Annotated in this window: 13 protein-coding genes; 8 read left to right on the forward strand and 5 right to left on the reverse strand. The window is 72.8% G+C overall.

What is annotated here, in order from left to right:
• Nucleotides 1-195 precede the first annotated feature (195 nt).
• The 8 genes from ITJ48_RS06455 (at nt 196) to ITJ48_RS06490 (ending at nt 8,015) form a co-directional block, all read left to right on the forward strand.
• Entirely contained in the window at nt 196-1,347 is a 1,152-nt protein-coding gene (locus ITJ48_RS06455; protein ID WP_194612846.1) for a type IV toxin-antitoxin system AbiEi family antitoxin domain-containing protein, read from the forward strand.
• The gene (locus tag ITJ48_RS06460) at nt 1,344-2,039 is read left to right on the forward strand and encodes a bifunctional 4-hydroxy-2-oxoglutarate aldolase/2-dehydro-3-deoxy-phosphogluconate aldolase (protein WP_194612847.1); all 696 of its coding nucleotides are present in this window, start codon (nt 1,344-1,346) and stop codon (nt 2,037-2,039) included. Before ITJ48_RS06455 ends, ITJ48_RS06460 begins: the two co-directional genes overlap by 4 nt.
• The gene (locus ITJ48_RS06465; RefSeq protein ID WP_370544807.1) at nt 2,036-3,058 is read left to right on the forward strand and encodes a sugar kinase; all 1,023 of its coding nucleotides are present in this window, start codon (nt 2,036-2,038) and stop codon (nt 3,056-3,058) included. The genes ITJ48_RS06460 and ITJ48_RS06465 overlap by 4 nt, the downstream gene beginning before the upstream one ends.
• Nucleotides 3,059-3,183: 125 nt before the next feature.
• Complete coding sequence (locus ITJ48_RS06470; protein ID WP_194612848.1) at nt 3,184-3,819, forward strand: MOSC domain-containing protein; 636 nt, start codon at nt 3,184-3,186, stop codon at nt 3,817-3,819.
• Between the two features lie 111 nt (nt 3,820-3,930).
• Nucleotides 3,931-4,521, forward strand: coding sequence for a PadR family transcriptional regulator (locus tag ITJ48_RS06475; RefSeq protein ID WP_370544808.1), 591 nt, complete (start codon nt 3,931-3,933; stop codon nt 4,519-4,521).
• A gap of 73 nt (nt 4,522-4,594) precedes the next feature.
• Entirely contained in the window at nt 4,595-6,148 is a 1,554-nt protein-coding gene (locus ITJ48_RS06480) for an MFS transporter (RefSeq protein ID WP_194612849.1), read from the forward strand.
• A 280-nt stretch (nt 6,149-6,428) separates the two neighbouring features.
• On the forward strand, nt 6,429-7,571 hold the full coding sequence (locus tag ITJ48_RS06485) for an acyltransferase (RefSeq protein ID WP_194612850.1): 1,143 nt from the start codon (nt 6,429-6,431) through the stop codon (nt 7,569-7,571).
• A gap of 90 nt (nt 7,572-7,661) precedes the next feature.
• Nucleotides 7,662-8,015, forward strand: coding sequence for an MmcQ/YjbR family DNA-binding protein (locus tag ITJ48_RS06490; protein ID WP_194612851.1), 354 nt, complete (start codon nt 7,662-7,664; stop codon nt 8,013-8,015).
• 270 nt (nt 8,016-8,285) lie between these two features.
• Here the strand turns inward: ITJ48_RS06490 and epsC are convergent, their stop codons facing one another.
• From epsC to ITJ48_RS06515, 5 genes are all read right to left on the reverse strand, one after another.
• On the reverse strand, nt 8,286-8,837 hold the full coding sequence (gene epsC, locus ITJ48_RS06495) for a serine O-acetyltransferase EpsC (protein WP_194612852.1): 552 nt from the start codon (nt 8,835-8,837) through the stop codon (nt 8,286-8,288).
• A 1-nt stretch (nt 8,838) separates the two neighbouring features.
• Nucleotides 8,839-9,777 (reverse strand): cysteine synthase A, encoded by a 939-nt coding sequence (gene cysK, locus ITJ48_RS06500; RefSeq protein ID WP_192042708.1) that lies wholly within the window; start codon nt 9,775-9,777, stop codon nt 8,839-8,841.
• 544 nt (nt 9,778-10,321) lie between these two features.
• The gene (locus ITJ48_RS06505) at nt 10,322-12,028 is read right to left on the reverse strand and encodes an FAD-binding oxidoreductase (RefSeq protein ID WP_369878173.1); all 1,707 of its coding nucleotides are present in this window, start codon (nt 12,026-12,028) and stop codon (nt 10,322-10,324) included.
• Entirely contained in the window at nt 12,025-13,059 is a 1,035-nt protein-coding gene (locus ITJ48_RS06510) for a lysophospholipid acyltransferase family protein (protein ID WP_194612853.1), read from the reverse strand. The genes ITJ48_RS06505 and ITJ48_RS06510 overlap by 4 nt, the downstream gene beginning before the upstream one ends.
• Nucleotides 13,056-13,877, reverse strand: coding sequence for an SDR family oxidoreductase (locus ITJ48_RS06515; protein ID WP_194612854.1), 822 nt, complete (start codon nt 13,875-13,877; stop codon nt 13,056-13,058). The genes ITJ48_RS06510 and ITJ48_RS06515 overlap by 4 nt, the downstream gene beginning before the upstream one ends.
• Nucleotides 13,878-13,916 lie beyond the last annotated feature (39 nt).

The raw sequence follows: 13,916 nt of genomic DNA on the forward strand, positions 1-13,916 counted from the left end.
GACACGCCGTCGGTCACCGGGTCATGACGCACCGAGCCGGGGTCGGACGCGCGCCGGGACCTGACTCGTCGACAGCACGGCCGCACCGGGATGACGGGTCGGCGTTCCCTCCCCAGCCCGCCGACGCGCCACGGCCGTCCCCAGCAGCGCGCCGACCCTCGGCGGCGAGACCGGGCCCCGGGCGACAGTGTCGGCATGCACACCAGCACCCTCACCGACATCGTCGGCGACGCCGGGGGATTCGCCACCCGCCAGCAGCTCCGCCGGGCCGGCGCGACGGATCGCGACCTCACCCGGGCCGTGCGGTCGGGCGACCTCCATCGTCCGCGCCTCGGCTGGTACAGCAACCTGCCCCTCGACGACGACCGCGTCACGGCGGTCCGGGTCGGCGGACGGCTGACGGGCGCCTCCGCCCTGTTCCACCTCGGCGGCTGGATGTGGGACCGTCCCGACACGGTCTGCGTCTCCGTCCCGCCCCACGCCGCGCGGCTCCGCCGGTGTCGACGGTCACGGGTCGTGTGGGATCCGGTCGGCGTCCGGGAGCGGGGCGGCGTGGCCGTCGTCTCGATCGCGGACGCCCTCGTCCGGGCAGTCCTCGAGGAGGACTTCGAGATCGCGGTCGCGCTCTGCGACTGGGCCCTCCACCAGGGGCGCGTCTCGGAAGCCGAGTTCTCCGCGGTCCTCGCCCGTCTGCCCGCCGACGCCCGCGGCATCGCCGACTGGGTCGACGCCGACAGCGAGAGCATCCTCGAGAGCGTCGTGCGCACGCGGCTGCGGCGGGCGGGCTTCCACGTCACCTCGCAGGTGCCCGTCGGCTTCGGCCGCCACACCGACCTGGTCGTGAACGGGGTGCTCGGCGTCGAGACGGACGGGCGCAAGTGGCACGCCGACCGGTTCGACGCCGACGTCAGCAAGGACATGGCGACGTTCATCCGCCGGCGGATCCCCGTGCACCTCAGCTACGAACTGATCACGGAGCACTGGGGCACCGTCCTGGCCGCGATCGAGGCAGCAGTCCTGATGCACCGCGACGGGACGGCTGCCGGGCCCGTGCCGCCGAGCCGCACGCGCGTCCACGACGACCTGTCGACCGGACGGACACCGGGTCCGGGCCGAGGGCGGGACGAGCCGACCGAGCACAGGTCCGCGCGCGTCCGCTCGCGAGCTGGCCGACGGTGGCGCCTGCCACGTCGTCGGCCCGACGAGGCACACCACAGCTGGTCCCGCCGCCGCGAGCTCGCCGAACGGCACCGAGCTCAGGCCCGTGCCCGACGCCGATCAGCCTCCTCCCCCGCCTCGGGTCATACTGGTCATGACCACCGCACCGGCGCGAAGGACTCACGATGACCGTCAGCAGCACGTCCACGGCCGATCCGGCCCTGACCGGACAAGGCGGCCGGACCCCTGCCTCGGCTGCTCTCCGAGCATCGCGCGTCATCGCCGTGCTCCGCGCGCCCACGGCGGGGGAGCTCGAGCCCGTGGTCGAGGCCCTGATCCGCGGAGGCATCGAGAGCATCGAGCTGACGCTCACGACGCCCGGCGTCCTGGGGGTGCTGCCCGAGCTCGCCACCCGCTTCGCCGACGCCGCCGAGATCGGCGTGGGGACCGTCACCACGGTCGAGCAGGGCGTGTCCGCCGTCGAACACGGAGCCGCCTACGTCGTGACGCCGATCACGTCGGCGGCGATCGCCACGGCCGTCACGAGTCGCGGCGTGCCCTTCTATCCCGGCGGCCTCACCCCCACCGAGCTCTGGTCGAGCTGGGCGTCGGGCGCCACGGCGGTCAAGCTCTTCCCCGCCTCGACGGTCGGGCCCGGCTACCTGGGGCAGCTGCGCGGCCCGTTCCCCGACCTCGAGGTCGTGCCGTCAGGCGGCATCGAGCTCGACGACGTCCCGGCGTGGATCCGCGCGGGCTCGCTCGCCGTGAGCCTCGGCAGTCCGCTCCTGCGTGACGCGTTCGCGGGAGGCGCCACGAGCGCGCTCGAGGAGCGCGCACGCCGCGTCGTCGGGCTGGCCCTCGAGGCCGGGGAGGCGCGGTGACGGACGCGACAGCCGCCTCCTCGAGCTCGACCAGGCGGCCACGGATCGTCACGCTCGGCGAGACCATGGGGCTGCTCTCGACCGCGCAGCCGGGGCCGCTCGCCCACGCGAGCACGATGCAGCTCGGCATCGGCGGCTCGGAGTCCAACGTCGCCATCGGCCTCAGCAGGCTCGGCGTTGACGTGATCTGGTTCGGCCGAGTGGGCGACGACTCCGTCGGCCGTCTCGTCGCTCGGGAGATCCGCGCCGAGGGCGTCGACGCCCGGGTCACGATCGACGACGGCGCGGCGACCGGCCTGATGATCAAGGAACGTCGGACCTCGACGACGCAGAACGTCACCTACTACCGGGCAGGGAGTGCCGGCTCGCGTCTGTCGGCCGACGATCTCGACGAGTCCGCCATCGCCTCGGCGGACGTGATGCACGTGACCGGCATCACGCCGGCGCTCTCCGGCTCGGCGGCCCAGGCAGTGCGACGAGCCGCCGACGTCGCCCGCGAGGCGGGGGTCCTGGTGTCGTTCGACGTCAACTACCGGCGCGCCCTGTGGTCGACGGACGACGCCGCGACGTTCTGCCGGGAGTTCGCAGCCGGCTGCGACGTCCTGTTCGCCGGCGAGGACGAAGCCGCGATGCTGCTCGGACCGGCCGCGACGGCGTCGTTCGCGACCGACGCCGCCACCGGTCCTGCCGCCGCCGCCGCGCTGGCGCGCGGCCTCGCCGAGCTCGGTCCACGGCAGGCCGTCGTCAAGTGCGGTGCGGCCGGTGCCGTGGCGATGGTCGACGGCCAGCTCCTCGAACAGCGAGCTGTGCCGATCGTCGCGCACGACACCGTCGGGGCAGGAGACGCGTTCGTCGCGGGCTACCTCGCCGAGCTCGCAGCCGGGAACGACGCGCCGACCCGCCTGCAGACCGCGGCGACGGTCGGGGCGTTCGTGTGCCTCGCAGCCGGAGACTGGGAGGGGCTGCCCCGACGGTCCGAGCTCGGGCTGCTGCACGCCCGCGAGCCAGTCACGCGCTGACAGCGCTGACGAGCGCTGACACGCTCGCAGCCTCGAGGCGCGCCGTCGTCGTCGCATCGTCTCTCCAACGCCCGCGGGTCGCCGTGCGTCTTGTCCAGGGTCGTGGTCTCGGGCACGATATATCCATGCCCCACGTCACCGCCGTCTGCCGCGTCCACGCCCTGCTCGACGACTCCGGCAGCGTCGGAGTGACGGCCATCGACAAGCGACCGGTCCAGGGGCCGGTGCCCGTCCGGAAGCTCGGCCTGCGGGGCGACGTCCAGGCCAGTCGTGTCCACCACGGCGGCGAGGACAAGGCCGTGTACGCCTTCGCGGACGAGGACGCCGACCACTTCGCCGACCTCCTCGGCCGTGAGGTGCTCCCCGGCTCGTTCGGCGAGAACCTCCGCACGTCGGGCCTCGACGTCACCGGCGCCGTCATCGGCGAGCGGTGGGCCGTCGGCGAGCGCCTCGTCCTCGAGGTGACCATGCCGCGGACTCCGTGCGCCACGTTCGCGCGTCGACTCGGCGAACGGGGCTGGGTGCGGCGGTTCCAGGAGGAGGGCAGGCCCGGCGCCTACCTCAAGGTGGTCGTCGGCGGTGACATCTCGGCGGGCGACGACCTCCGGGTCGTCTCGCGCCCCGAGCACGGCGTCACCATCGGCGAGTGCTTCGCCGGGCTCGCTCCTGAGCGTGCCGCACTGCTGTTGAGCGATCAGGAGTCGCCGTCGCTCGCGCCCGTGATGCGCGACGCCGCCGAGCTCGCCGCGTCCCGCGCCTGAGTCCTCGACAGCGTCCGGTCTCCTCGAGGCCCGCGACGCCCGCGGTGACGCCTAGCTTGCGCGCACTGCACGATATTTGACGCGGGCGACTACTCGTGCGAGAGTAAGTAGGTGTCCTCCATCCGCCTCTTCGTGCTCGACTCGTTCGCGCGCCACGGCGAGATGCACGGGCACCAGCTCAAGCTTCAGGCCGAGCAGGAACACGTCCACCAGTGGACCGACATCTCGGTCGGTGGGCTCTACGGCGCCATCAAGCGCCTCGCCGCCGAGGGCCTGCTCGCCCCCGTCCGCACCGAGCGCGAGGGCAACTTCCCCGAGCGACAGGTCTGGGCGATCACCGACGACGGCCGCGCGGCCCTCGCCGATTCCCGCCGGCACGCGCTCGAGACCGTCGTGCTCCGGCCCGACCCCTTCGACCTCGCGCTGACCCGCGTCGACCCCGACGCCATCGACGCCCTGGTCGGCACGGTCCACGAACGTCGCGGTGCAGTCCGCCGTCTCCTCGACGACGAGATCGAGCACCACCGTCGCGCCAGCCCCTGGCTCTCCGTCGCCGAGAAGCACGCGATGGCGCACCGAGAACACCGGCTCCGTGCCGAGCTCGCCTGGCACGACACGCTCGTCGACGCGCTCCCCGAGATCGTCGCCGACGAGGAGGCGGGGGCCAGGCACGCGCTGACTCCCGGCTCCTCCGGTCGGTAGCGACCGCCTCCTCGACTCCCCTCTTCCCGGCCACTCGCCGGGCACCCGACCCTGCCCCCTGAAAGGCACCTCCATGACCGACGCCACCGCCCGGGCAGCCGCCCCGGCGCCCGCCATCCCCCGCCAGTCGTGGCTCGCCCTGTCGGCGCTGCTGCTCGGCATGTTCATCGCCCTGCTGGACACGACGATCGTCAACGTCGCGCTGCCGACGATCAGGACGAACCTCGACGCCTCCGAGTCGACCCTGTCGTGGATCATCTCGGGCTACGCGCTGGCATTCGGCCTGACGCTCATCCCGGCCGGCCGCATCGGCGACCGCATCGGGCACAAGTGGGTCTACTTCTCGGGCGTGCTGCTCTTCACGCTCGCGAGCCTCGCCTGCGGCGTGGCCACGAGCGACCACCAGCTCGTCGTGTTCCGCGTCGTGCAGGGGCTCGCGGGCGGCATCTTCGTGCCGGCCGTGACCGCGTTCATCCAGCTGCTCTTCCCGGGTCGGTCGCGCGGCAAGGCCTTCGCCATCATGGGAGCCGTCATCGGCGTCTCGTCGGCCCTCGGTCCGATCATCGGCGGGCTGCTCATCCAGGCGTTCGGCGACGAGCACGGCTGGCGTCTCGTGTTCTTCGTGAACCTGCCCTTCGGCATCATCACGCTGATCGCGGCCGCCGTGCTGCTCCCCCGTCGCGACGAGTCCGTGCCTCGCCCCGACCGCGGTCTCGACTGGTTCGGCCTGCTGCTCGTGTCGGCGGCGTTCGTCGCCCTGCTCGTCCCGCTGATCCAGGGACAGGACGAGGGCTGGCCCCTCTGGACCTACCTCAGCATCGCCGGTGGCCTCGTGCTGCTCGCGCTGTTCGGCCTGTGGGAGGTGGCCTACACCCGCCGAGGACGCACGCCGCTGGTGCCCCCCAAGCTGTTCTCCCACCCGCAGTTCACGGGCGGCGTCGTCCTCGCCCTCGTGTACTTCGCGGCCTTCACCAGCATCTTCTTCACGATCTCGCTGCTCTGGCAGTCGGGCCTCGGGAACAGCGCCCTCGCCTCCGGCGCCGTCGCCATCCCGTTCGCGGTCGGCAGCATCATCTCGTCCTCCCAGAGCAACAAGCTCGCCCAGAAGCTCGGCCGCAACGTGCTGGTGCTCGGGACGGCGCTCGTCACGATCGGGCTCGGCGCGATGTGGATCCTCCTCCTCGTCGTCGAGCCGGCCGACCTCACCAACTGGATCTTGCTCGTCCCGCTGCTGGTCGCCGGCCTCGGGAACGGCTTCTTCATCGCCCCGAACGTGCAGTTCATCGTGGCCACGGTCGACCCGCAGGACGCCGGGTCCGCCAGCGCCGTCATCTCCGCGATCCAGCGCATCGGCTCGGCCGTGGGCATCGCCATCATCGGCAGCGTGCTCTTCGGGTCGCTGCCCGGCGGCCGCGAGCTCGCGACGGCGGCCGGTCGCGCCGCGGGCTTCACCGACGCCTCCGCCGCGGCCATGGGAGTCAGCGCGGCGTTCGCGCTGGTCGCCTTCGCGCTCGTGTTCGCCCTGCCGCGACGGGTCGGCCACGGTCGCCCCTCGGGCACCGGCACCGGCAGCCGCGAGGAGACCCGCGACGGCTCGGGCGCACACGCCGAGGCTCCCTCGGCCTGACGCGCCGAACGCGCACATCGCACCTCGCCCCGGCACACGGGCCACGGGCCACGCAGGGCGTCGACGACTCAGGAGTCGTCGACGCCCTGTCGCCGTCCCGGCAGGCTCCCTGGTCGATCTCGGCATCGCCGCCTGAATCGTCGACGCGCTCGACGTGCTCGACACGCTCGACGCGCCTGCCTCCTCCACACGCGTGACGCACCTGTCCGCCCAGCGCACCCGGCCACCTCGGGGCGACCGCACCCGGGCAGATCGGAGGTCCGCCAGGCAGACTGGCCCGATGCCCCTCGCCTCTCCGACGACATCGACGCGCCGCGACCGCGTCCTGCCGCTCGACGGCCTGCGCACGGTCGCCATCGCCTTCGTGGTGCTCTACCACCTGCACGTGCCCGGCTTCGGCAGCGGATTCGTCGGGGTCAACGTCTTCTTCGTGCTGTCCGGCTACCTCATCACGACGCTGCTTCTCGGCGAGCACGCCCGCACGGGACGCATCCGCCTCGGCCGCTTCTGGGTGAGGCGGATCCTGCGCCTGTACCCGACCCTGCTCGCCGTGGTGGTGGTCGGCGTCGCCCTGTGGTGGCTGATCGGCGACTACCAGGGCTCCACGATGAGCGCCCTCGGCGCCGCAGCGGTAGCGCTCACCTACACGGGCAACGTCGCGCGCTCGTTCCTCGGCGAGTCGCAGGGCGTCTTCTCGCCCATGTGGAGCCTCTCGATGGAGGAGCAGTTCTACATCGTCTGGCCGCCCCTCCTCATGCTCCTCATCGCGGTCGTCGCCACCCGCCGGGTCATGGTGGCCGTGCTCGGTGCGCTCGTCGTGGCCTCCGTCGTGGCGTCGGGCTTCCTCTTCGAGGCGCCCGGGGGCGGGTCCACTCCCGACATCTACTTCAGCCCCGTGCTGAACGTGGCTCCGCTGCTGCTCGGCTGCGGACTGGCGCTCGTGATGGGCTCCGAGAAGGGGCAGGCGCTGTTCCGCGGACGCCTCGGCAGCGTCGCCACCTGGGTCGGCCTCGCCGGCGTCGTCGGCTCCCTGGCGGCGATCGGCAGCGGCTGGCAGCAGAGCGTCACGACCTTCACGGTGATGCTGCCCGGCGTCGCGGTCGCATCGGCGCTGCTGATCGGCGGCCTCGTCTCCCGCCCGTCGCTCCCCGCCCGGGTGCTCTCGCTCAGCCCCGTGGCCTGGTTCGGCCGGGCGCTCTCGTACCCGATCTACCTGTGGCACGTCGTCTTCATCGCCCTGATCACCCCCGTCGTCCCCGGTGCGCTCGGCATCGTGGCCGTGATCGCCGCGTCCGTCGTGACGGCGTACCTCTCGCACCGTTTCGTCGAGGGCCCTGCCCTCCGCCTCAAGGAACGCCTCGGCACGTCCGCCAAGGAGGCGCGGAGCACGACACCGGCAGAGCGCGAGCTCACGAACGCCTGACGGTCGGCAGCGCCAGGCACGACGCCGCGCAGCACGTCACGGTGCGGCAGGCTCAGGCTGGGCGTCTGCGGTGCGTGGCATCCTGGGCGCATGGCGACGACGACCGAGCAGGTGCAGGCGATCTGCGCCGAGCAGCCCTCCGCCGAGCTGACGTTCCCGTTCGGGCTCGAGATCGCCGTGTACAAGGTGCGCGGCAAGATCTTCGCCCTGGTGCCCGTCGACGCAGAGACGCCGTCCGTCTCGCTCAAGGCGGTGCCGGAGCACGCCGAGCAGCTGCGCGCCGAGCACCCCGAGATCACTCCGGGGTGGCACCTGAACAAGCGGCACTGGATCACGCTAGATCTGTCGGGCGACCTGCCCGCGACCATGGTCGAGGACCTCGTGGGCAACTCGTACGACCGCGTCATCGCGGGCATGCCGAAGGCACGGCGCCCGCTCGCGTAGGCCGCGGCCCGCTCGCGTGGACGGCCGCCCCCGCAGAGAGGCGATGCCGTCGCCCCTCGTCCGTCGCGTCGACGCGTCGTCGCTTCCACGCGTCGTCGCTTCGACACGTCGACGGCGTCGAGGAGTCAGGCGACGACGACGACCTACGCCGCCCAGCCCGGTCCTGAGCCCAGCGTCGACGCCAGCACCTGATCCCTCGACGCGGAGACGGGGAGGCGCACGAGCGGCGGCAGTGGCAGCGGCCGCGGCAGTGGCAACGACAGCGGCGAGCTAGCGCCGCCGCGGCCGTGCGACGCCGGGCACTCCGACCGCGACCGACCCGGGCGGCACGTCGTGCGTGACGACCGCCCCCGCGCCGACGATGCTGTCCGCACCGACCACGACCCCGCCGAGCACGGCCGCGCCCGCGCCGATCGTGACGCCGCGCTCGAGCGTCGGGTGCCGACGCCCGGCGACGCCACGACCGCCCTTGCCCCCGAGGGTCACCCCGTGGAACAGCGTGCAGTCGTCGCCGACGACCGCCGTCTCGCCGATGACGGTCCCCATCCCGTGGTCGATGAAGAGCCGGCGCCCGATCACGGCCCCCGGGTGGATCTCCACGCCGGTCGCCGTCCGCGCGACCTGCGACAGCACCCGGGCGACGAACCGCGAGCCGAGGAGGCGCGGCACGCCTCCCGCACGCCACAGCCGGCTGGTCAGGCGGTGCGCCCAGACCGCGTGAAGCCCCGAGTAGACGAGTGCCGTCTCGAGCCGTCCGCGGGCCGCGGGATCGCGTCGCCGGACGGTGGCGAGGTCCTCGCGGAGCCGCGCGACCAGCCGCACGCTAGGCGTCCGCGAGGTCCTGGAACAGCACCGTCGAGAGGTAGCGCTCCCCCGTGTCGCAGACGATGGCGACGATGCGCTTTCCCGCGTTCTCGGGGCGGGCGGCGATCTCGAGGGCGGCGTGCACGATCGCGCCCGACGAGATGCCGGAGAGGATGCCCTCCTTCGTCCCGAGGTCCCGAGCGACGCGCAGGGCGTCGTCGAGCTGGACGGGGAAGACCTCGTCGATCTGCGACCGGTCGAGCACCTCCGGCACGAAGTTCGCGCCGATGCCCTGGATCTTGTGCGGTCCGGCCTTGCCCTCGCTGAGCAGCGGCGAGTCGGCGGGCTCGACCGCGACGACCTTCACGCCCGGCACCTCCTCGTGGAGCACCTGGCCGACGCCCGTGATCGTGCCGCCGGTGCCGACGCCCGCGACGAAGAAGTCGATCGCGCCGTCGGTGTCGCGGATGATCTCGCGCGCGGTCGTCCGGCGGTGGATCTCGGCGTTGGCCAACGTCTCGAACTGCTGGGCCCAGACGGCGCCCTCGGTCTCGTCGACGATCTGCTTCGCGCGCTCGACGGCGCCGCGCATGCCCTCGCCGCCCGGGGTCAGGACGACCTCGGCGCCGTACGCCTTGATCAGGGTGCGGCGCTCGACGCTCATCGTCTCGGGCATCGTGATCACGACGCGGTAGCCGCGGGCGGCGCCCACGAGGGCGAGCGCGATGCCGGTGTTGCCGCTCGACCCCTCGACGATCGTGCCGCCGGGCTGCAGCTGACCCGACGCCTCGGCCGCGTCGACGATGGCGACGCCGAGACGGTCCTTGACGCTGGCGCCCGGGTTGTAGAACTCGAGCTTCACGACGACCTCGGCGCCGCCGGGCACCGCCAGACGGTTGAGGCGCACGAGGGGCGTGTCGCCGAAGGCGGAGGTGATGTCGTCGTGGATGCCGGTCATGCGCGTCTCTTCCGTGAGGTGGGTCGGTACGTACGAACAGACCTCAGTGTAGGCAGCGGGCCTGCGCCGCCGCCCCAGATGACGCCCGGCGGCGGACCGTCGACGCGTCGACTCGAGCGGGCCGACGCGTCGACGGGTCAGGAGACGGAGGAGGCGCGGCCCTGCCCACCGAGGACGCAGCGCCCCTGACGACGCCCGCGCCTGAGTCCTCGACGCACGGACCGGCGACGAGTCGACTCGAGCGGGCCGTCGACGCGGCGAATCGGTCGGGCCGACGCGTCGGTGCGGGCGGGCCGACGCGTCGGCTCGGGCGGGCCGACGCGTCGACGACTCAGGTGACGGAGGAGGCGCGGCCCGGCCCACCGAGGACGCAGCGCACCTGACGACGCCCGCGCCTGAGTCCTCGACACGAGTGCGCGACGCGACAGCGCAGCGGCGTGAGGCGACACAGCGACGGCGCAGCCGCGCGACGAGACAGCGCGGCGCCCCACCGCACACGAGGTGCGACGGGGCGCCGAGCCGAGCGACGGGCGAGCGGCGCCGCCTACGCGCCGGTGACCTTGCCCGGGTTGAACACGCGCCCCGGGTCGGCCGAGTCGAAAAGCCCCTGCATGACGGCGACGCCCTCGGGCGAGACGTCCTGGGCCAGCCACGGCTGGTGCTCGAGGCCGACGCCGTGGTGGTGCGACACGGTCGCGCCGGTGTCGATGAACGCCTGCTGGATGGCGTGCTTCACGACGTCGTACTCCGCCTCGGCCTGCTCGCCGTGCTCGAAGGCGAACGTGAAGTAGAGGCAGGCGCCCGAGTGGTACGAGTGCGACAGGTGCCCCATGATCCAGCCCTGGACGCCGATCTGGTCGAAGGCCTGGTTGGCGGCGGCGTAGACGCGCGACGACACGGCGCGCAGCTTCGACCAGGGCGCGGCCGTCTCGGAGACGTCGGCTGCACCGCCGTGGTCCATGAAGAAGTCGCGCAGGTAGGGCGTGTCGAACTTCTTCTGGTCGTAGAGCTTGCCCGGGCCCTTGCCCACGCCCATGCCCTTGTTCGCCTTGACGATCTTGGCGACGGCCTTCTGGGTCTGGGCGACGTGCTCGGGGCTGCCCTCGTAGCCGATGAACGACAGGCACATCGCGTCGACGTCCCAGCCCTTGGCCTTGAGCACCTTCGGCAGCGCGTCGTTGACGACCTTCGAGATGCCCGTGCTCGCCTTCGAGGTCGCGAACGAGAACGCCGTCTCGTGGGCGTCCGAGACACGGGTCACCGACGGACGCGCGTCGCTCTCGGCGATGGCCTGCATGGCGGCCAGGCCGTCGTGCCACGACGGGAACAGGTAGGCGAGGATCTCGCGCTTCTCGGGCAGACGGTGCACCTGCGCGGTGACCTCGGTGATGACGCCGAGGCGCCCCTCCGAGCCGATGATCATCTCGCGCAGCGAGGGCCCGGTGGAGGCGCTCGGCACGGCGCGGATCGCGAGGACTCCCCCGGGGCGCACGACGCGCAGCCCCTTCGTGATGTCCGCGATGTCGCCGTACTTGTCGCTCTGCATGCCGGAGGAGCGGGTCGCCACCCAGCCGCCCATGGTCGAGTGCGTGAAGCTGTCCGGGAAGTGGCCGAGGGTCCAGCCGCGCGCGTTCAGCTGCTCCTCGAGGTCGGGGCCCTGGCCGCCGGCCTGGATGCGGGCGAGGCCGCCGTCCTCGTCGATGTCGAGCACCTTCGAGAGGCGGCCCATGTCGAGCGAGACCACGGTGCGCTCCTCCGTCGGCATGGGCTCGAGGCTGCCGACGATGTTGCTGCCGCCGCCGAAGGGGATGAGCACGACGTCGCTCGCCACGGCGAGGTCGACGATCTGCTGCACCTCGGCCTCGTCGGCGGGGTAGACCACCAGGTCGGGCACGCGCTCGAGGATGCCCGCGCGGATGCGGATCAGGTCACGGATGCTCTTGCCGTAGGTGTGCACGACGCGGTCGTGGTCGCCCTGGTCGACGTGCTCGGGCCCGACGATCTGCACGAGCGAGTCGAGCACCTCGGCCGAGGCGCGCGAGGCGGGGACGGTCAGCTGGGCGAAGTCGAGGCCCGTGTCGTGCTGGCCCTGGGTCAGCTCGACGCCGACGATCTTCTTCACGAACGGGGCGAACCCGGGCTTGTCCTCGTGGTGGAACGCGACGCCCTCGACGCCCCAGCCCCACCACTTCATGTGGGCGACGCCGTGGTCGGCGGCCGTGGTCTGGGGCTTGTTCTGGACGTCGGTCACGGTCGTGCTCCTTCAGAGGGGTGTTCGGGGCCCAGGATGCGGGCGGTGTTCGCGTCCTTGAGACGCAGGATCTCGGCGCGGAGCCGAGCGGAGAAGTCGAGGGGCGTCTCGCCGGGCTCGGGACGCATGGGGTCGCCGAACGCGACGCCGACGGGCAGCCGGCCGGGTCGCGGCCAGCTCGAGCCGCGCGGGTGCGCGATGTGCGCCCCGATCAGCGCGAGCGGGATGATCGGCACGTCGCAGGCGGCGGCGAGCGCCGCGGCGCCGGGCTTGAAGGAGGCGACGGTGCCGTCCTTGGACCGCGTGCCCTCCGGGAACACCAGCACCGGGTAGCCGCGCTCGAGCAGCGAGCGGGCGCTGACGGTCGGCTGGCCGGCGCGGCGGCGGGCGGCGACCTTGGCGGCGGCCTTGCGGCGCGCCGCGGACGGGATCGCCGTCGAGCCCGTCGAGGGGTGCGCGGCCGCGGCGGCGGCAGCCGCAGCCACGGCCCCCGGCGCCTGGGGCGTCGGCGACCCGGGCGTCCCCGCCGGGGTCGCGGTCGACGACCCGCGCTGCACGGGGAACGCGTTGAAGAACAGCTCGGTCAGCTTGCGGCGCCACGGCACGTCGAAGAAGTAGTCCGCGGCGGCGCCGGTGGCGAGGTAGCGGGCCAGGCGACGGGGCAGGGCGCCGAGGATGAGCGGCGCGTCGAGGTGGCTGGAGTGGTTGGCGACCACGATGAAGCCGCCCTCGACTCCCTTGAGCCGGTCGCGGTCGATGACGGTGACGCTCGTGATCGACCAGATCGTGGGCTTGAGGACGACGCGCTGGGCGACGTAGCGGGCCATCGCGTGGCCGCGCGAGCTGAACCGGTCCTTGACGTCGACGGCGGCGCGGGCCACGGCGTCGCGACGCGGGCGAGCCGCACGAGCATCGGCAGCGGACGACGAGGACGACGAGGCAGCAGACGACGCGGCAGACGACGACGAGGCAGACTCCGCCTCGGCGGCCTGCTCGGTCTCGTCGGGTCGCTCGTCGCGGGCCACCGTCACCGCTCCACCGGAGCGTCCGTGCCGGCAGCACCGCCGGCGACGGCGTCCGCGGGCGCACGGCGGCTCGACGAGATCGCGCCGGACACCGCGCGCACGGCGCTGCCCGGAGCGTGCTTGACCAAGCCGATCAGCACCTTGTACCGAAGCGTGGGCATGGACACCACCTTGCCTCTCTCGACGTCGCGCAGGCACGCGGACACCAGTCGTTCGGCGCTGAGCCACATCGAGTTGGGTATGGACGACGACCGGATCCCGGCGCGCTGATGGAACTCCGTGCGCACCCACCCCGGCTGCAGCACCGTGACGCCCACGCCGGTGCCCTTCAGCTCGACCGCGAGGCCCTCGCTGAACGAGTTGACCCACGCCTTGATCGACGAGTAGCTGCCCATCGCCATGAAGCCCGCGACGCTGCCGACGTTGACGATGTGGCCGGAGCCACGGAGGCGCATCGCGCGCCCCGCGGACGCCGACAGCACCAGCACGCTCCGCACCATCACCTCGAACGCCCGGTCGTGCACGGCCGTGTCCGTGCTCGTGAGCGGCTCGTGCACGCCGAAGCCGGCGTTGTTGACGAGCAGGTCGACGGGACGGTCGACCTCGGCGAGCCGGGCGGCCACCCGGTCGACGTCGGCACGGTCGCCGAGGTCGGCGGAGAGCACCTCGACGTCGCGTCCGAGGGCCCTCAGCTCGAGGGCGGTCAGGTCGAGTCGGGCGGGGTCGCGGGCGACCAGGACGAGGTCCCAGCCGCGGGCGGCGAGTTGACGGGCGAATTCGGCTCCGATGCCGGACGTGCCCCCGGTGACGAGCGCTGTTGCCATGCCGCTTACGATACGGTCTTGTCGGGAAACTGCGTGCAT

Origin of the sequence: Frigoribacterium sp. VKM Ac-2530 (genome assembly GCF_015350835.1) — a bacterium.
Taxonomy (GTDB): Bacteria; Actinomycetota; Actinomycetes; order Actinomycetales; family Microbacteriaceae; genus Frigoribacterium.

Bases quoted from the DNA above. Each gene is read 5' to 3' on its own strand.
- ITJ48_RS06455 (WP_194612846.1), top strand. From the start codon at position 196: ATGCACACCAGCACCCTCACCGACATCGTCGGCGACGCCGGGGGATTC.
- ITJ48_RS06460 (WP_194612847.1), top strand. From the start codon at position 1,344: ATGACCGTCAGCAGCACGTCCACGGCCGATCCGGCCCTGACCGGACAA.
- ITJ48_RS06470 (WP_194612848.1), top strand. From the start codon at position 3,184: ATGCCCCACGTCACCGCCGTCTGCCGCGTCCACGCCCTGCTCGACGAC.
- ITJ48_RS06480 (WP_194612849.1), top strand. From the start codon at position 4,595: ATGACCGACGCCACCGCCCGGGCAGCCGCCCCGGCGCCCGCCATCCCC.
- ITJ48_RS06485 (WP_194612850.1), top strand. From the start codon at position 6,429: ATGCCCCTCGCCTCTCCGACGACATCGACGCGCCGCGACCGCGTCCTG.
- ITJ48_RS06490 (WP_194612851.1), top strand. From the start codon at position 7,662: ATGGCGACGACGACCGAGCAGGTGCAGGCGATCTGCGCCGAGCAGCCC.
- cysK (WP_192042708.1), bottom strand. From the start codon at position 9,777: ATGACCGGCATCCACGACGACATCACCTCCGCCTTCGGCGACACGCCC.
- ITJ48_RS06515 (WP_194612854.1), bottom strand. From the start codon at position 13,877: ATGGCAACAGCGCTCGTCACCGGGGGCACGTCCGGCATCGGAGCCGAA.